Source organism: Pseudoalteromonas sp. NCIMB 1079, from assembly GCF_040567695.1.
In the GTDB taxonomy this organism is placed as follows: Bacteria; Pseudomonadota; Gammaproteobacteria; order Enterobacterales; family Alteromonadaceae; genus Pseudoalteromonas; species Pseudoalteromonas distincta.
In genome coordinates, this window is the sequence record NZ_JBEWZA010000001.1 from 1960256 (window position 1) to 1979250 (window position 18995).

Annotated in this window: 16 protein-coding genes and 1 pseudogene; 10 read left to right on the plus strand and 7 right to left on the minus strand. The window is 39.9% G+C overall.

Annotation, left to right across the window (positions count from 1 at the left end):
- Positions 1–2: 2 nt before the first annotated feature.
- Positions 3–1910, plus strand: a complete 1908-nt coding sequence (locus ABX891_RS09100; RefSeq protein WP_354629339.1) for a beta-ketoacyl synthase — start codon at positions 3–5, stop codon at positions 1908–1910.
- Positions 1911–1954: 44 nt separating this feature from the next.
- Here the strand turns inward: ABX891_RS09100 and ABX891_RS09105 are convergent, their stop codons facing one another.
- From ABX891_RS09105 to ABX891_RS09115, 3 genes are all read right to left on the minus strand, one after another.
- On the minus strand, positions 1955–3328 hold the full coding sequence (locus tag ABX891_RS09105) for an IS4 family transposase (protein WP_024598303.1): 1374 nt from the start codon (positions 3326–3328) through the stop codon (positions 1955–1957).
- Positions 3329–3484: 156 nt separating this feature from the next.
- On the minus strand, positions 3485–4669 hold the full coding sequence (locus ABX891_RS09110) for an acetyltransferase domain-containing protein (protein WP_165743549.1): 1185 nt from the start codon (positions 4667–4669) through the stop codon (positions 3485–3487).
- Between the two features lie 149 nt (positions 4670–4818).
- On the minus strand, positions 4819–5235 hold the full coding sequence (locus ABX891_RS09115) for an MgtC/SapB family protein (protein WP_002960738.1): 417 nt from the start codon (positions 5233–5235) through the stop codon (positions 4819–4821).
- Between the two features lie 213 nt (positions 5236–5448).
- Here ABX891_RS09115 and ABX891_RS09120 point away from each other — a divergent pair, with 213 nt between their 5' ends.
- Together ABX891_RS09120 and ABX891_RS09125 are read left to right on the plus strand one after the other, a co-directional pair.
- Complete coding sequence (locus tag ABX891_RS09120; protein WP_354629340.1) at positions 5449–5673, plus strand: hypothetical protein; 225 nt, start codon at positions 5449–5451, stop codon at positions 5671–5673.
- Positions 5674–5748: 75 nt separating this feature from the next.
- Complete coding sequence (locus tag ABX891_RS09125) at positions 5749–6123, plus strand: hypothetical protein (protein ID WP_354630130.1); 375 nt, start codon at positions 5749–5751, stop codon at positions 6121–6123.
- Here ABX891_RS09125 and fghA read toward each other — a convergent pair.
- Positions 6077–6919 carry an S-formylglutathione hydrolase gene (fghA, locus tag ABX891_RS09130; protein WP_354629341.1) on the minus strand — a complete coding sequence of 281 codons (843 nt, stop codon included), beginning with the start codon at positions 6917–6919 and terminating at the stop codon, positions 6077–6079. The two genes, ABX891_RS09125 and fghA, sit on opposite strands and share 47 nt — an antisense overlap.
- Before the next feature lie 68 nt (positions 6920–6987).
- Positions 6988–8109 (minus strand): S-(hydroxymethyl)glutathione dehydrogenase/class III alcohol dehydrogenase, encoded by a 1122-nt coding sequence (locus tag ABX891_RS09135; protein ID WP_165723406.1) that lies wholly within the window; start codon positions 8107–8109, stop codon positions 6988–6990.
- 129 nt (positions 8110–8238) lie between these two features.
- Here ABX891_RS09135 and ABX891_RS09140 point away from each other — a divergent pair, with 129 nt between their 5' ends.
- From ABX891_RS09140 to hflX, 7 genes are all read left to right on the plus strand, one after another.
- The gene (locus ABX891_RS09140) at positions 8239–9111 is read left to right on the plus strand and encodes a LysR family transcriptional regulator (protein ID WP_354630131.1); all 873 of its coding nucleotides are present in this window, start codon (positions 8239–8241) and stop codon (positions 9109–9111) included.
- A gap of 147 nt (positions 9112–9258) precedes the next feature.
- Positions 9259–10476 carry a lipoprotein-releasing ABC transporter permease subunit gene (locus ABX891_RS09145; protein ID WP_354629342.1) on the plus strand — a complete coding sequence of 406 codons (1218 nt, stop codon included), beginning with the start codon at positions 9259–9261 and terminating at the stop codon, positions 10474–10476.
- A complete protein-coding gene (gene lolD, locus ABX891_RS09150; RefSeq protein WP_007375330.1) occupies positions 10469–11167 on the plus strand; it encodes a lipoprotein-releasing ABC transporter ATP-binding protein LolD in 699 nt (232 codons plus the stop codon). Before ABX891_RS09145 ends, lolD begins: the two co-directional genes overlap by 8 nt.
- The gene (locus tag ABX891_RS09155; RefSeq protein WP_354629343.1) at positions 11157–12401 is read left to right on the plus strand and encodes a lipoprotein-releasing ABC transporter permease subunit; all 1245 of its coding nucleotides are present in this window, start codon (positions 11157–11159) and stop codon (positions 12399–12401) included. Before lolD ends, ABX891_RS09155 begins: the two co-directional genes overlap by 11 nt.
- Positions 12402–12535: 134 nt before the next feature.
- Positions 12536–13009, plus strand: a complete 474-nt coding sequence (locus tag ABX891_RS09160) for a YehS family protein (RefSeq protein ID WP_011328072.1) — start codon at positions 12536–12538, stop codon at positions 13007–13009.
- 432 nt (positions 13010–13441) lie between these two features.
- Positions 13442–14794 (plus strand): NADP-specific glutamate dehydrogenase, encoded by a 1353-nt coding sequence (gdhA, locus tag ABX891_RS09165; protein WP_011328073.1) that lies wholly within the window; start codon positions 13442–13444, stop codon positions 14792–14794.
- Between the two features lie 208 nt (positions 14795–15002).
- Positions 15003–16355 (plus strand): GTPase HflX, encoded by a 1353-nt coding sequence (gene hflX / locus ABX891_RS09170; protein ID WP_309168748.1) that lies wholly within the window; start codon positions 15003–15005, stop codon positions 16353–16355.
- Positions 16356–16497: 142 nt separating this feature from the next.
- Here the strand turns inward: hflX and ABX891_RS09175 are convergent.
- Together ABX891_RS09175 and ABX891_RS09180 are read right to left on the minus strand one after the other, a co-directional pair.
- A pseudogene (locus tag ABX891_RS09175) lies at positions 16498–18230 on the minus strand (AMP-binding protein).
- Between the two features lie 198 nt (positions 18231–18428).
- Positions 18429–18875, minus strand: coding sequence for a DUF3010 family protein (locus tag ABX891_RS09180; protein ID WP_002960715.1), 447 nt, complete (start codon positions 18873–18875; stop codon positions 18429–18431).
- Positions 18876–18995: the final 120 nt, after the last annotated feature.

An 18995-nucleotide genomic window follows, 5' to 3' on the forward strand; every position in this document is an offset into this window, starting at 1 on the left:
TTATGACTGCATTACCCGTTATAGTAGGCATGGGTGGCATTAACGCTGCTGGCCGTACTTCTTTTCATCAAGGTTATCGCCGTATCGTGTTAAATAGTTTAAATGCTCAAGATCGCAGTGAAACATTTTTAGGCCTCGCCACACTGATGAATCTAGTAAGTGTTGTAAACGGCCAATTACAAGATACACAAGGTAATAATGTTGAGCAAAGCGACATAGAAGCACGCTTTGGTGAGCAGATTATTGCCGGTACACTTATTCGTAAAATTGAAAAAGAACACTTTGATGCCGATGCCACACCGTGGCAGCAAAAAATGACACTGAGCGCATCAAGCGATAACGCAATTGTGTTTGAAACGCGTGCTCGCGACTTACCTGCACCTGTTCCAGCTAGCTGGCAAGTTGAAGAGCTTGAAGGCAAAAAAGTTAAAGTAACTATTGCAGCCGACTTAGACGTAAAGCATGACTCAACACGCGATAACCCAATTAAATCTGCTGGGCAATTTCCGACTGGGTTTGATCCATCAGTTATGTATAACAGCCGCTATCAGCCTCGTGGTTTGCAAGCCACTATTTTTGCAGCTACTGATGCGATTAAATCAACTGGGCTTGATTGGCAGCATATTATGAATAGCGTAGAGCCAGATAAAATTGGTACCTATTCAGCATCGGTAATTGGCCAAATGGACGACAAAGGCCTAGGTGGTTTAGTAAAAGCGCGCCAACAAGGCGACCGTGTTAGCACTAAGCAGTTAGCACTGGGCTTAAATACAATGTCTACCGATTTTATTAATGCCTATGTTACGGGCAATGTAGGTACTACGTTTTCGACCTCGGGCGCATGTGCAACGTTTTTATATAATTTACGTGCAGCGGTTAATGACATACAAGCAGGGCGTACACGCGTTGCGGTTGTCGCAAGTGTTGAGTGTGCTATTACACCAGAAGTTGTAGAAGGCTTTGGTAACATGAGCGCACTTGCAAACGTTGAAGGTTTGCGCCGTTTAGATAACTTATCAAATGATGAAGAACCTGATTACCGTAATAGCAGCCGCCCATTTGGCGATAACTGTGGCTTTACATTAGGTGAAGGCGCGCAAGTTGCTATTTTAATGGATGATGCTTTAGCCCTTGAGTTGGGCGCTGATATTATGGGCAGCGTACCGGATGTGTTTGTAAATGCAGATGGCGTTAAAAAGTCGATTACATCACCTGGACCTGGTAACTATATTACAATGGCAAAATCAGCCGCACTTGCTAGCAGCTTATTAGGTAAAGAAGCACTGCAAGAACGTAGCTTTATTTTAGCTCATGGTTCTAGTACACCGCAAAACCGTGTAACAGAGTCTTTGATTTATCACAAAGTAGCGCAAACGTTTGTTATTGATAACTGGAAAGTAACAGCGCCAAAAGCGTATGTTGGCCATACTATTGCACCTGCAAGTGGTGACCAGTTAGCGATTGCGTTAGGCATATTTAGTCATAATATTATGCCGGGTATTACCACTATTGATAAAGTGGCTGATGATGTTTATAGCGACCATCTTGATATTCGTAATAGCCATTACGAGTGCGCTGATATGGATATTGCTTTTATAAATTCAAAAGGCTTTGGCGGTAACAATGCAACAGCTACCGTACTTTCACCAAAAGTAACAATGCAAATGCTTGCTAAGCGCCATGGCGATGATGTTATGACTAGTTACACACAGAAAAATAGTGTGGTTAGCGCTTCGCAGAAAACGTATCAAACGCAAGCAGATTTAGGCCAGTACGAGCTTATTTATCGCTTTGGCGACGGACTTATTGACGACAACGACATTGTAATAGACGAGCAAAGTATTCATTTACCAGGCTTTGAAAAAGCAATTACGTTTAGCACAACAAACCCCTATCAAGATATGTTTTAAGCACACATACTTGTTAGCAAGGCGCTTTTTAAGCTGTCTCTTGATCACAAGTCTGACTCAAGAGATTTTGCTAAATCGTAGCCTTCCAGGATGGCTTGTAACTTAAGCCATCCTTTCCATAACACTTTCACAGATGCACGCCCTGTGCGCTTGGTATCTTTCCAGCCTCCTAACTTTGCCAGTTCCTGATACGCCCATGACATATTTGGAGCAGTTTCAGGCAATGGTGTTTTTATTCTCTTTAACCACAATAACTTCCATGCTTTGGGAGATAACAGTTGTTCACAACTTGGAGAATCAGGCTGCTCATTGGTGAACTTTAGTTGCAATATTCGCGTCGCAATAAAGCCATTAATCGTCACCAATCTTTCCATGTTATCTTGGCTTTGAAGGCGTAAACTTTCGATATCCGTACCATCACTTTTCCAGACTTTATGGTATTCCTCTACAAGCCAACGGTGCTCATAGTAGGTGATGATAGCTAAGGCGTCTTCTTTGCTGGTGACTGGTTCACTGGTTAATAGGTGCCAGCTTAAGCCGTTCTTAGCGTTTCCTCGCTCTGTACAGCCGACATAGTAAACTGGGAGGGAGTGTCCTTTCTTATTGTAAGGCGCTTTGAGTGTCACTGGCGCATAGGTGATATCCAGTGTTGCGCTTCGGGCTTTTCTTCCTCCTTTTTGTGCAATGTGGATGTGTTTGGTGCCTGCACTCATCAGCTCGCTTGCAAACGCATAGAGCTTATCCTCACCTTCTTCAATATGACGACTTTGCATCGAGCGTACGACGAATCGTTGCTGCTCGGTCAGTTTATACTGCAAGTATTCGTAGATGTCCGCTTCGCGGTCACACACCGATATCACGTTCGCCATTTGTCCTTGCAGCCGCTCTGCCATCGCTCGTGACGCTGACTCCCACTTGTAACTTTCTTTTTCTTCGTAAGAAGTCGTCGCGTGTTTTTCTCTTTTTCCAATCGTGTTGATATCACGACTCCAGCGAGACTGTTCAATTAATCCCACAACTTGCTTTGTGTCTGGCGCAAACAGTAATACGCTATGAGCTAACAAGCCTCGTTGTTTTGCTCCTCGTCCGACATGACCCAAATCATCTCGAATGGAGGAATGCTTATAAATTAGTGTGGTCGTGTCTTCTAATGCGAGCAATAAGTTATGACTTTTTGCTTGTTCAACCGTGGCTTTAAAGCCTGACTCTGCTATAGCCGTTGCGTCAATATTCTCGTTGCGAATAAAGCGGTAGGCACCTTCCATATCGGCGGGGGATTGAGTGATGTTCACAAGTGGTTTTCCTGGTTCATTTGCAAGCGTTGATGCTAACTTTACCAGACGCGCTGTTCTTCTTGGATCACCTAAGTCCGATTTACCGAATTGTTGTTTTGCCCAATGAGTATGTTCGTTAATCATAATGTGCCCTCAAACAAGATTTGAAGATCTGATCATGACATTGAGATTTAGTTCAAAAAAATCCCCGCTAATTTCTTAGCAGGAATTTGTGTATAAGAGACAGCTTTTTAAGCGCCTTTTTTAATGTCTATTATTTTGTGCTAATTTGTATAAACGCTATATATATTTAGCAATTAAGGTATGTTTGTGGCTTCGCTTCCAAACAATGTATCGCTTAGCGAGTAGGGTTGTTAGTCCTATTACAACGGTTATAAATAAAAGTGTTGCTGTGTAACTCATGCCATAACCTTCAGGCAAACCAACGAGAGTATCTGCGTAGGTCATATCGCTAAAATTAAAGCCAAGAATAGGTATAATTAACCAAGCAATAGCATGTAATAAATACAAATGCACAAGGTATGAAAACATACTTGTTTTACCCAGTACTTGTAAAAAGTTATGCGAAAAATCGGTTTTTAAACCATTTAATGCTTTTAAAGAAATAAGCCCAAGGCCAACAGTAAGTAACATAAATTGCAGCGAAAGCGGATACTTTGTTGGGTTTAGAAACGACATAACAGTGAGTAATGAGCTTGTATGTATAGCAAACTGTGACATATCACCGTATAAGTTAAATCCACGTAAAATGCCATAAAGCGCAAGGCAAGTAACCCCTAATAACAATGCGTGATTCATCACTTTTTTACTGTATTGTTGCGCTTTGTAATAAACACCAGCGCAATATGCCAATGCCATTAAGCCAACAATGGGGGCAACTGGGTAGGTTGTTCTAATTTGAAAATCAAAAGGGAGATCAAGTACATTTTTTTGATGTGCAATAGACCAAGCAGTATGTGCAAATGTATTAGGCTCAAAGCTTGTTCCATCAAATAAATTATGCCCAAACACGAGTAATAAACCTGCTACAAAAATGGCATAAATGCCCAGGAAACGCAGCAGTCCTAAAATAACAAAGCCCCAGCCGATAGCCCAAATAACTTGTGCGTATAGCATTGAGTATAATGGGTTAAAGCTCCAAGACCACGAAACAATAGTAAATTCAAACAAAATTAGCACTAAACCACGAATAATCAAGCTCTGTGAAAATGCTTTAGTGGATACATATTTATGCTCTGTTATTGCCGCAGATAGACCTGCTAAGAATACGAAGAGTGGTGCGCAAAAGTGAGAAACAAAACGCGTAAAAAAGGTAACGGGATCAGTCCCTGGAATGGTCATCGGATCGGTAACTGAGTAATTAAGGCAATAATACATACCATGGTCAATAACCATAAATATAATTATAATGCCCCGTAATATATCAATATGATGTAAGCGGTTATCGGTTGAAGGTAGCGGCATAAGAGAGCTATATAGAGTGATTTAAAACTGTATTTATTATATGTTATATTGTATCAAATTGAAACCGTGTATTTATATTTTGCCAGTGATTATACACACGTAATACGACCAATATTTGCTCGCATTACTTGTAATGATACAGCTAATTATCACTTAAACTTTTTTACATACCTTAGCGTTATAAAATTAATAATGGCGAGCAAAATGGCTATTTCGTAACGGCTATAGGCTACAGCTATACCAATTAAGCCCATATTCCAAATACTGGCTGCGGTTGCTGTACCGGAGGTTGATTTGTTATTTTTCAAAATTGCGCCACCGCCAATAAAACCAATGCCAGTAATGATGCCTTGCAACATTTTAGATTGAGCTTCTGCGCCATCTAAAACCGACATAGCTATTAATGCATACCCACACGATGCAACAGCAACAAGAGGAAAGGTACGAAGGCCTGCACCATCATGGCTACGCTCTCTGTCGTAAGCCATAGGTAGCGCAAGTAGGTATGCAATACCTAAATGTATTAAGTTATCGATGATTTCATTCCACTGTAAATCAATTTCCATTATTGAGCCTATGCGGGTTAATTTTGTTAATAATAAGCAAGCAGCGGGCCATTGCATAAATAACTAATAATCAATGGTTTATTGTAGGAAGCTGAGTTTAATAAAAATTATTGAGGAAACTTTTACATGTTTTTATTACTATTTTACGCGATAGTTAATTTGATCTGAGTTTTAAAGCCCCGTATTCTTTTATCATACCTAAAAGACACCTATGTGAACCTTTTGCCTTTAGATAAAACATTAAGTACACCCACTAAGCATGAAAAAACAGCGTTACTATTTTGCGCTGGGTTATCTGTTTTTGCTTTTTTATTTCCTGAATTTCTCACAGAACACTTACAACCTACCATTAATAAAATTTTAGGTTATTTAGGATCACCATTTTTTATATTGCAGCTGGTGGGTGTTACAAGAAAGTTTATAAATGATTTTAGGTAGTAATACTTACATTTTTTTACAGAGTTACAATAAAAAACGTATACAATTTAGGTAATATTTTGTTTAGGATGAATGATGAAAACAATTATTGTACTTTTGTTTTTTTATTGCCTTTCTGGCTGTACAGTTGCGGGCGCTATTATTGATGGGCAAGCACAATCTCAGGCGCGTAATGATAAAAATAGTATTAGCCCGGCGCAGTCAACACCTTATAAAAACCCACTAGAGCCAGTACCTACAGATAAAAACGGATTTAACTTTACTGATATGGGATTAAAGATAGATTCGGCTCTTGTTAGCCTAGTTAAAGGGGGAAGCACTACTACGCAAGTATGTAGGCAGGTCACTAAAAGTCTAAAAGAGTGTGTAGAGGTAGAAAAGTCATCTCTACACACTAATGAGTCTAAGCAGTTAAAAACTGATGATGAAATAATAAGTGTTGGTCAATAAAGCTGCTTATAAAAAAGTAGCTATGGTCGTAGCCTGCTTGCATTTCAAGTGTAAGCGGGTAGCCTTTTTTATCTGCAATAGCGACTAAGTTTTCTGGCTTAAGTTGCTCTTGTAAAAAACCATCGGCATCACCTTGACTCACTAACATAGGTAAGTAATTAGCTTGCTCTGCGTTTTTCATCAGCTCGCAGCTGTCGTATTGCTTCCAAAGCGCTTTATCATTTCCTAAATAACCAGTAAATGCTTTTACACCCCAAGGGCATTCAATCGGATTTACAATAGGGCTAAAAGCCGAGGCACTTACAAACGCAGTCGGGTTTTTAAGTGCGACCATTAATGCACCGTGCCCGCCCATAGAGTGACCGCTAATTGCTTTTGTGCTTGTTACCGGAAAATGTTGTTCAATCAATGCTGGTAATTCACTAACAACATAATCGTACATATTAAAATGGGTGTTGTAAGGAGCTTGCGTGGCATTTACGTAAAAGCCTGCGCCTTGTGCAAAGTCGTAACTGTCTTCATTGGGTACGTTTTCGCCACGCGGGCTGGTGTCAGGCGCTACAATAGCAATGCCTAGCTCTGCTGCTTTTTTAAATGCACCGGCTTTTTGCATAAAATTTTCGTCGGTACAGGTTAAACCTGATAGCCAATAAAGTACCGGTACTTTGTTTGTTTCACTTGCACCTGGTGGTAAAAACACCGAAAAGCGCATAGTGCAATGTGTACTTGTTGCAGGGTGAGTATATTGCTTATGCCAACCACCAGCTACTTTTGTACTTGAGATATTCTCTAACATAATAATCCTTAAAAGCCGCAAACCTTTAGGTTTTACGGCTTTTTATTAAGTCGTTTACTAAGTGCTTATTAGTAATGAATTACTGTACGAATACTTTTACCTTCGTGCATTAAATCAAACGCTTCGTTAATTTGTTCAAGGCTCATTGTATGAGTAATAAAGTCGTTTAACGCAAATTCACCCGCCATGTAGCGCTCAACTATTTCAGGTAGTTGCGAGCGACCTTTAACGCCACCAAATGCACTACCACGCCATACACGCCCAGTTACCAGTTGGAACGGACGGGTTGATATTTCTTGGCCTGCACCGGCTACACCAATAATTACCGACTCACCCCAACCTTTATGACAACACTCAAGCGCAGAGCGCATTACATCAACATTACCAATACATTCAAACGAGTAGTCAACGCCACCGTCAGTCATTTCAACAATCACTTCTTGAACAGGCTTGTCGAAATCTTTTGGATTAATTAAATCAGTTGCACCAAGTTTTGTCGCTAAATCGAATTTAGTAGTGTTAATATCAACACCAATAATACGTCCAGCGCCTGCCATTTTTGCACCAATAATGGCAGATAAACCAATACCACCAAGGCCAAAAATTGCTACTGTGTCGCCAGGTTTTACGTTTGCAGTGTTTGTTACTGCGCCCATACCTGTTGTTACACCACAGCCTAGTAAACAAATCTCTTCTAAAGAGGCTTCTTTATTTACTTTAGCGAGTGAAATTTCTGGAAGCACTGTGTACTCAGAAAACGTTGAGCAACCCATGTAGTGGTATATTGGTTGGCCGTCTTTAAAAAAGCGTGTTGTGCCGTCTGGCATAAGGCCTTTACCTTGAGTTTCGCGCACAGCAGAACATAGGTTAGTTTTACCTGAAGTACACATTTTACAAACGCCACATTCAGCAGTGTATAGAGGAATAACATGATCCCCAACTTCAACACTGGTTACGCCTTCGCCAATTGCGTATACAACGCCTGCGCCTTCATGGCCTAAAATAGCAGGGAAAATACCTTCAGGATCATCACCTGATAAAGTAAATGCATCGGTATGACATACACCAGTAGCGGTAATTTTTACCATTACTTCGCCTTTTTTAGGCATCATCACATCAACTTCTTCAACGCTAAGTGGTTGATTAGGACCCCAAGCAATAGCTGCTTTTGATTTAATAAATTCTGACATGTGTTTATCCTTTGTAGTGGTTAGATAATAATTGTAGACCCAATTTGCTTGGGTGATGTGCTTATTGTATTTTTTTCTCAAACAATGATAATCTCTGGTTTATTAAAACACTTTTACAGTATGGTAATAATGGCGCGTTGGAATGGAATAGATGAGTTTATAGCTGTAGGGGAGGAGGGCAGCTTTACTGCGGCTGCAAAAACGCTTGGACTTTCGGTTGCGCATATTAGCCGCCATGTTACAGCGCTTGAGCAACGTTTAAATACCCAGCTTTTAACCCGTACAACCCGTAAAGTGGTTTTAACCAAAGAAGGCGAAGTGTACTTACATCAAATAAAGCACTTACAACACGCTATGGACGAGGCAACTCAAGGTCTTGCTCAGCAACAAAGTACACCAAAGGGTAAAATTAAGCTCACAGCCCCTGTTATGTATGGGGAAACGTTCATTATGCCCATAGTGCATAATTTTATGAAGGATCATCCCGAGGTAGAAGTTGTTGCCACACTAAGTAACGAGCAAGAAAACTTATTAGAGGGCGGATTTGATTTAGCCATAAGGCTAGGGCACTTAAAAGATTCGAGCTTAAAAGCGCGTAGGTTAAGTGCGCGGCGTTTTATTATGTGCGCGGCACCACAGTATTTAACGCGATTTGGTGAGCCGCATACTTTAGGCGAGCTAAACAGCCATGAATGTTTAATTGGGAATAGTAGCTACTGGCGCGTAAACGAAAATGGGCGCGATAAACACTTTAAAATAGCGGGGCGGCTACAGTGTAATAGTGGTTGGGCGCTGGTGGATGGCGCAAAAAAGGGGCTCGGTATTGTACAGCTCCCAGACTACTACATTGAAAACGAAATTAACTCAGGGCAATTGGTGCCTATTTTAACACCCTATCAACCACAGCTAGAAGGGGTATGGGGCGTATATCCACCAAGGCAGTTTGTGGCCACTAATGTACGGGTATTGCTCGATTATTTAGTTAAAGGGCTGAAAACTTAACCGCGAATTAATGGTTAAACATGTATTGCTGTAAATATAGCCAAGTATCAGATTTATAAATTATTTCTTACATTTTACGCCATACCCAAAGGCACTTTTTTCGTGCTACTATTGCTCAATACTTTTACGATAAGTGTTAAAAATAATATGTTTCAACCGGTTAGCTTATTTATAGGGCTTAGATATAGTCGCTCATCTAAAGGAAATGCGTTTATATCGTTTATTTCGTTTTTTTCTATTGCCGGTATCGCTATTGGTTTAATGGCATTATTTACGGTAAGCAGTGTAATGAACGGGTTTGAAAATAGCCTGAAAACCAATATGCTTGGACTTATTCCGCATGTTGAAGTTAGCGCAGATAAACACACTGCCACCCAAATGAACACCCTAAAAACCGACCTCGAACAATCTCCTTATGTTGATCATGTAAGCTTATATCGCCACGGCGAAGCTATTTTGCAAACAAATAAAGACTTGCACGGCGTTTTACTACAAGGCCTTTATAACGATAGTGGTTCTTTGTATAAAATTACCGATAAAATAGTGCAAGGCGATTGGAAAACTGTATTAAACAAAAATTACAACATTGCTATAAGCGGTTATTTGAGTCGTAAATTAGGCGTTAGCGTGGGTGATAAGCTTCGCGTTATTATGCCTAATGCTTCAACATATACACCTCTTGGGCGAGTACCCAGCCAGCGTTTATTTAAAGTAGCCGCAATATACGAAACCGGATCTGAGATAGATATGGCACTTGCGTTTACGAGTGGCGCTTCGCTACAACGGGTATTAAAGCTGGATAAAAACACCGCCCCAAATTTAAGTGTTTCATTGCACGAACCTTTCGAACTAGATGAATTTATTGAAGCAAGCCAACGTATTTTAAAAGATCACAATTACAGTGATTGGCGCAGTACCCAAGGTACTCTATTTGCAGCCGTTGCTATGGAAAAGCGCATTATGTCTATGTTGCTTGCCCTCATTGTATTGGTGGCTGTATTTAATATTGTATCGGCATTAACCATGATGGTAAGCGAAAAACAAGGTGAAGTAGCCATACTACAAACGTTAGGTTTAACACCTTCGCAAGTGCAAAAAGTGTTTATGGTGCAAGGCTTATATAACGGCGTAATTGGTACCGCAATAGGCGCATTTTTAGGTGTAATATTTAGTTTATATATAAATGAGCTACTTGCATTAGTGGGCTTAAACTTACTGGCGGGTATAGAGCTTCCGGTAAAATTTGATATTTTGAGTTTAGTAATAATAGCGTTTGCCAGTATTGCTATGAGCTTTTTAGCTACCTTATATCCTGCGCGTAAAGCCGCAAAAGTAAAACCAGCAGAGGTATTACGTTATGAATGATTTAGTGATTAGTTGTGAAAATTTAAGTAAGGTTTATCAAGACGGCAGCAACCAAGTTGAAGTATTAAAAGGCGTTGATTTAGCGCTTCAGCAAGGTGAAATGCTCGCTATTGTCGGGAGTTCTGGCTCTGGTAAAAGTACGCTTTTACACATACTTGGCACATTAGATACCGCAAGCTCAGGTAGCGCTAAAATTAAAAACCAAGAAGTTGCAAAACTTTCGCGAACAGAGCAAGCCGCATTTAGAAACCAAAATTTGGGCTTTATCTATCAATTTCATCACTTATTAATGGAGTTTAGCGCAGTTGAAAACGTGGCTATGCCGTTATTAATTAAAGGCTTGAGTGCAAAAGAAGCCAAAGCTCAAGCGCTCGATATGCTCGAAAAAGTAGGCCTTGCACATCGCAGCTCGCATAAACCGTCTGCGCTTTCTGGTGGAGAGCGCCAACGCGTGGCTATTGCCCGCGCGCTAGTTACTAAACCTGCGCTTGTGCTTGCTGATGAACCAACCGGTAATTTAGATAAACAAAATGCGATTAAAATTTACGATTTAATTAATGAGCTTAACCAAAGCTTAAACACCAGTTTTGTGGTAGTTACACACGATTTAGAACTTGCCGATAAGCTAGGCAAAATAGCTTATTTAGACGATGGAAAACTAGCTATTAAAGAGTCGCAGCATGTTGCTTAGTGCATTTTTAAGTAAACGTTTTAGAGCCTATTCAGGCCACAAAGATGAAAAAAACGGCTTTGTTAGTTTTATCGCTAAAGCGTCGACTATTGGTATTTTATTAGGTGTCGCGGTTTTAATTGTGGCGCTGTCGGTAATTAATGGATTTGAGCAGCAACTAGTACATAGATTGCTAAGTGTTGTGCCGCAGGTTGAATATGTAGCACCAAGTAGACCCATTGCAAATTGGTCGCAAAAGGTTGAGGATTTACAAACACAACTTCACGTAACAGGGGCTGCGCCATTTATTGCCGTTAACGGAATGGCGCAATATAAAAGCCAGCTAAAAGCGATAGAAATTCGAGGTGTTGAGCCATCGCTCGAGAGTAATGTATCGGCGGTAAACCAGTTTACCAGTGGTAAATTAGTGAGTCAGTTAGGCCTTGACGATGTAATTTTAGGTAAGCAAATAGTAAAACAGTTAGACGCCAAAGTAGGCGATAACATTACATTACTTATTCCGCAAATTAGTCAAAAAGGTCAATCATTATTAGCGCCTAAACGCGTAACACTTAACCTTGCAGGTGTTATAGAAATGGGCGGACCGATTGATAGTACCGCTGCATTTATACATCTTAACAAAGCGCAGCAAACATTAGGTTACGATGAAAGCCAAGTAACCGGGCTTCGCCTAAGCGTTGATGACGTATTTACCGCGCATCAAATTGCGCTACGGGTAGGGCAAACCATAGACGACTATGTATATATTTCTAGTTGGTTTAGAACGCAAGGCAGCTTATACCAAGATATTCAAATGGTGCGTACCATAGTTTATATTGTGGTGTTTTTAATTATAGCTGTGGCAAGTTTTAATATTGTGTCCTCATTGGTAATGGAAGTACGCGAAAAACAAGGCAATATTGCTATTTTAAAAACCATGGGCGCAAAAGACAGTACCATTTTAGCTACCTTTGTAATGCAGGGTTTAACGCAAGCTTTTGTAGGTGTGGTATTAGGCAGCTTAATTGGTGTGGTACTGGCAATAAATATTAGCGAATTATTTACTTGGCTCAGCCAACTCTTTGGCGCAAATCCACTTCAAGGAGTTTATTTTATAGAGTTTTTACCCAGTAAGTTAGTGTGGCAGGATATTGTGGTAACAGTTGTTGTTACTTTTATTTTAGCGGCGTTAGCTACTATTTATCCGGCGTGGCAAGCAACAAGAGTTGACCCTGCAAAAGTGCTGGGTAATTAGCGGCATTGGTAGCGTGTGCGCTGCTAAATAAAAACTAATAGGGCAGTATTGGCAAGTCTGTTAAACTAGGGCGCTTATTTACAAGCTAACAATAACTAACCATTGGGTTAGCATTTACTACTCTGGGATTTACTTTGACAAATAACGATATTTTACGCCGCATTCGCTACACTTTTAATTTAACTGACACCGCTATGGTAAATGTTTTTGCTGCAGCTGAGCATACGGTTACTACAGAGCAAGTAATTGCTTGGTTAACTAAAGAAGGCGAAGAAGCTTACACTGAAATAAGTGATACAGAGTTTGCAACTTTTTTAAATGGTTTTATTAATACGCAACGTGGTAAGCGCGAAGGCGATCAACCTGCTCCTGAGAGCAAGTTAAATAACAATATTATTTTTATGAAGCTGCGTATTGCTTTAAATATGAAAGCGGAAGATGTGATTGCGACGCTGGCACTCGTTGACTTTAATTTGAGTAAGCATGAGCTAAGCGCGTTTTCTCGTAAAGTAGATAACAAGCACTACCGCGTATGTAACAACCAGGTACTTCGTTTATTTTTAACGGGTGTACAACAGCAGGTTCGTCCACAAAGCACTGCTGAGTAAGCAAGGTAAAGCCATTACTCTTTCAAAACGCTAAAACAGCCCTTGTTTTAGCGTTTTGTTGTTTTTAAGTTAAATATATTTCAACTTGTTACACGCCTACTTTAAAATTGTTCAATACCGCTTAATAAACTAGCAATTGAATGAGAACATTTAAATATCAAGTAATTACCTCCTTTGTTAACTGTATGTTTGGTTTTAGCAACCGCGCACTGTATTTTTATATCGTTAAAATGAATAAAAATTCGGCTAGTCGCTGTTTTATTTTTACACAACAGTAAAATAATTCAACTTGAATGACGTGCAACACCACTCTTTCTAATGGTAAGGTGTATGAAAATTATGATTTTAAAATAGATTTATATTCAAAAAAAAACTTAATCATACTTACCCGAATTCTCAAATTTTAAAAATAGCTTACACGGAAGAATAATTATGAATTATATACATAGTACGATAGCTCAATTAAAGCAAACTAGCCCCGCGCAAAGTGAGTTTTATCAAGCTGTTGAAGAAGTACTAGAATCTTTAGAACCTCTTTTTGCAAAAACTACAAATTATCAAAAAGAAGCCATTATAGAAAGAATGGTAGAGCCAGAGCGTCAACTAATGTTTCGTGTACCTTGGGTTGACGACGAAGGTAATATTCAAGTAAATAAAGGCTATCGCATTGAATTTAGCTCTACCTTGGGCCCATATAAGGGGGGCTTGCGTTTTCACCCGAGTGTTAATGCCAGTATTATTAAGTTTTTGGGTTTTGAGCAAGTGTTTAAAAACTCATTAACCGGCCTACCTATTGGTGGTGGTAAAGGCGGTGCTAACTTTGATCCAAAAGGGCGATCAGACGGTGAAATAATGCGTTTTTGCCAATCATTTATGAACGAGTTATACCGCCACATTGGCCCAACTACCGACGTACCTGCAGGGGATATTGGTGTTGGCGCACGCGAAATTGGTTATTTGTTTGGCCAGTACAAGCGTTTAACAGGGCGTTACGATGGTGTGTTAACCGGTAAAAGCCTAATGTGGGGTGGCTCGTTAGTTCGTAAAGAAGCAACTGGCTACGGCGCAGTGTACTTTGCAAACTACATGCTACAAAACCGCGATGATAGCCTAGCTGGAAAACGTTGTTTAATTTCGGGCTCGGGTAATGTTGCTATTTATGCGATGGAAAAGCTGTATCAATTAAATGCAAAACCAATTACCTGTAGTGACTCTCGCGGTACACTATTTCATGACGCGGGTATAGATTTAACGCTTATTAAAGAGTTAAAAGAGCAGCAACGTGGCTGTTTAAGCAAATATAAAGAAAGCTACCCAGAAGCCACTTATATTGCTCGCGCAGATTACCCAGAAGATGGGCATGCAGTGTGGCGTTTTAAAGCCGATGCTGCGTTCCCGTGTGCCACTCAAAATGAGTTAACTCAAGGCGATGCAAAAGCGCTACTAAGCAATGGCTGTATTTTGGTGAGTGAAGGTGCAAACATGCCTTCGACCAAAGACGCGATTGACTGCTTTATTAAAGCCAAAATAGCTTACGGCCCAGGTAAAGCTGCTAATGCGGGCGGCGTTGCAACCAGCCAATTAGAAATGGCGCAAAATGCCAGTATGCAAAGCTGGACTTTTGAAGAAGTGGATGCAAAATTACAGCACATAATGAAAAACATTTTTAATATTGCTAACGAAACAGCGGCAGAATTTGGCCAACCTACTAACCTGTTACTTGGCGCTAATATTGCTGGTTTTCGCCGTGTTGCCGATGCAATGATAGAGCAAGGCGTAGTTTAACTAAAATAGTTTAAAGCAATTGCAGCTTATTGCTGTGAGAGCCTGTACTTAAAAACACCCCATAAATTTAGCTATTTATGGGGTGTTTTATTTAAATAACCGCTTAAGTTAGTTATAACGCTATAAAGCCAAGCTATAACAGCGTAGGATCAGGCTACTTTCGAATGAAAATGGGTTTGCACTTCGCGGTGCATTAACATAAAAAATTATGCAACTAACTGCAAAAGCATCACTTCCTAACGCATTACTTATCTCTATTAGTACACCTCACTTTAAAGGCGATGAAGCAATTGAGTCGCTTGCAGAATTGGCACGCCTAGTTACCACTCTTGGCTTTAAAGTAGTTGGTACACAATCACAAAAGCAAAGTTCTACCCAAAAAGTAAATGTACTGGGTTCAGGTAAACTGGCTGAAATAGCGCACCTTACTGGTAATAAAGGTTCTGCTGCAGATGAGAAAGAGGGTGAGAATTTTCTTGATGACGATCCATTATCCGACATGCCATCAGAAATTCCATCAGACGGTTTAGATTTTGCTTGTGCCGATGTTGTCGTGTTTGACTGCGATTTAACGCCTTCTCAACTGCGTAATGTTGAGAACCAGCTGGGTGTAGAAGTATTTGATCGCACCGGTATTATCATTGAAATATTTAGTCGTCATGCGCGTACTAAAACTGCAAAATTACAAGTTGAAATTGCTCGCCTTAATTATGTCGCGCCACGGCTGCGTGAAACATCAACAGGTGATAAAGAACGCCAAATGGGTAAAGGTGCGGGCGAAACCACACTTGAGCTTAATCGCCGTAAGGTGCGCGATCAGTTAGCAGAATTAAAGCGCGAACTTGTTAGTGTTCAAGATGTAATGATGGACAGACGTACGCAGCGCTCTGAGCTATTCTCAGTGGCTTTAATTGGTTATACCAATGCGGGCAAGTCATCAATGATGCGCGCAATTACAGGTAGTGATGTAGAAGGCGAAAACAAACTCTTTGCAACGCTAGATACCACTGTTCGCGCGCTGTATCCAATTACGCAGCCACGTATATTGGTTTCAGATACGGTTGGTTTTATTAAAAAATTACCTCATGATTTGGTTGCTTCATTTCATTCAACGCTCGCTGAGGCACATGATGCGTCGTTATTGTTGTATGTTGTAGATGCTTCAGATCCTTCTTTTCGCTCACAGCTTGAAGTAGTACATAAAGTACTGGCAGAAGTTGGGGTAGAAGGTAGCAAAAAATTATTAGTACTGAATAAGTCAGACCAATTAAGTACTGAGCAGCAGCAGTCGCTAATGGATGAGTTTCCTGATGCGATGATGACCTCTACACGTAATCCAGATGATATTAGTAAATTGCACAAATACATTATTGGCATTGCTCAAGAGGACATGATTGAAGAAGAGATTCTTATACCGTACACAGCTAAAGGTATTGTGGGCGAAATCCGATCGAGTATGAGTGTTGTTAAAGAAGAATATGAATACAGCTATATTAAATTAACAGTGCGCTCGAGTGCGATTGATTTAGAACGTTTAAAAAAGAGAATGTTGAATTTATAATAAATTCAGTACATAAAAAGCACAGCCAATTGGCTGTGCGTTTTAGTATTAGTCCTAACATACGTAAATTTAACGCTGCTAGCTCTAAATATAGCTCTGAGATAAATTCCCTATCCAGAGTCTCAGTTACTTAAAAACGAAACTAGGAAAAAGGATTTTCGCTTAGCTCTTCTTGCATTTGCTCGCGCATTTTAAATTTTTGCAGTTTACCTGTTACTGTCATTGGGTAATTTTCTACAAAACGGATATGTCGTGGCATTTTAAAGTAGGCTAGTTTGTCTTTTAAAAACTCACGAATTGCTTGCTCATCAAGCACAGCATCTTCTTTTGGTTGGATCCAAGCGCATACTTCTTCGCCATACTTTTCATCGGTTATACCAAATATGGCAGCATCTTGAATGCCCGGGTAGGTGTAAAGTACTTCTTCTATTTCTCGAGGGTAAATGTTTTCGCCGCCGCGAATAATCATATCTTTAATGCGGCCAACAATAGTGACAAACCCTTCTGTATCCATGACACCTAAATCGCCAGAGTGTAGCCAACCGTTGTCATCTATTGTGGCTTTTGTTTTAGCATCGTCATTCCAATAGCAGCGCATTATGCCTGCACCTTTACTACACACTTCGCCAGGTTGACCAATTTTTTGAATGTTACCCAGTTCGTCAATTATTTTAACCTCAGTATGGGCAAGTGCGCGGCCAACCGTCGTTACTTGCCGCTCTATTGAAGAGTCTGTTTCGGTAATGTTGTTTATGGGGCTGCACTCCGTTTGCCCGTAAGCAATCAGTACTTGATGCATGTTCATTTGTGTTTGTACTTTGCGCATTACTTGCTCTGGGCATGTAGAGCCTGCCATTACACCCGTGCGTAAAGTACTTAAGTCATAATCGTTAAAATTACTTAGCTCAAGCTCACTAATAAACATAGTAGGTACACCGTGCAGCGCTCTACACCCTTCTTGTTGAACTACATCTAGTGTGGTTTTTGCATCGAATGAATCGCCTGGGTAAATGGCTGCTGCACCTTTACTAACACACAACAAGCTACCCAATACCATTGCAAAGCAATGATATAATGGGATAGGGATACATAACTTGTAATCGCTCGTAAAGTGCATAGATTCGGCGACGAATAGCGCATTATTTAAAATGTTTTTATGAGTGAGCGTTGCGCCTTCTGGGTTGCCGGTTGTGCCTGATGTAAATTGTAAATTGTAAATTGTATATTGATGTCTTGCTCAGCATTTAAGTTTGCACCTATTGCTTTTAATTCAAGCTCATGTGCCGATGTTGGCAAGTTAATAACATCATTAAAAGAGTACATACCAGGAGATGCTTCATCGCCAATGCGGATTATATTTTTAAGAGTGGGTAGTGCTTTTAAATTAAGTGTGTCTTTATCGCAAGTTGCAAGTTCTGGAGCCAAACCATTGAGCATTTCTAAATAATCACTGCCTTTAAAGTTTGATGCTGTGATTAGAGTAGAGCATTCAACACTATTTAAGGCTTATTGTAATTCGTTAGGGCGATATGCAGGGTTGATGCAAACCATTATTGCGCCAATTTTTGCGGTTGCAAATTGGGTTAAGCACCACTCAATATTATTAGGAGACCAAATACCAACACGCTCGCCTGGTTTCACGCCAAGTGCCAGCAACCCCATAGCAAGTTGATTAACTTCTTTTTGAAATTCTTTATACGTTAAGCGAATACCTTGATGATGAACTACAACAGCTAACGCCTCTGGGTTTTTGTCGACAATAAAGTCAAAGTACTCGCCTATAGTTGAATTTGTTAAAGGTGTGCTTTGTATACCTCTAAAGTAGCTTTGAGATAACGGCAAGTGATTTATTTGCTCTACTTCTTTTACCGCAATAGTGTGTGTGCATTGCTCTCTCCATGGAAATGTGTGTGAGTTATGTAAACTACAAAGTTAAAATAAACACATATTGTCGACAAAGAGAAGTGCAGTTAGACTAATGTATTATTAGATTAATAAAAGCTAATACTACTTTTTAGACACAAAAAAACGCGTCTTACAATGTAAGTACGCGTTTTTAAACGAGTAATGAGTTTACATTTCGTCGCTGCGGTATGTTTTTTTCATGATGTAAACGTAAGCGTTTACAAAAGCATTTTCTTGGTACTTTTTAAGGCCTGTTTCTTCAAAATCAATAGGGATGGGGTTGCGTTTTAACTGCTCTTTAACTTCAGTTGTAGTAAATAAACGTACATCTAAGTTGTCGATTAATTGAATTGCAGTTTCCATTTTAAAGCCTTTTGCACTGCCAGCAAATTTACCTTTAGGCTGACGCTCACGAATTGCAACAGAATCAATTTGGTAATCTTGCATTAATTTTGCAAAATCGAATTGAAATTTACGCATTACTTCAGTGTCGTTACCGTTACCTAAGGTAAAGCGTGTTTGGCGCACATCGCGAATATCAAATACGTCATTATCTTTACTTAAAATACAAAGTAGTACATCACTACCGGTAATTTCTACACCACATGTTCTCATGTTTATTCTCTAAAATAACTTAATTACGCAGTATTATACGCAACGCACATTAAAATGCGAGTGTGGGTATAGTTGTAGGCGCGTAATTAATGCATTGATGCTTTTATATTTTAATAAAAT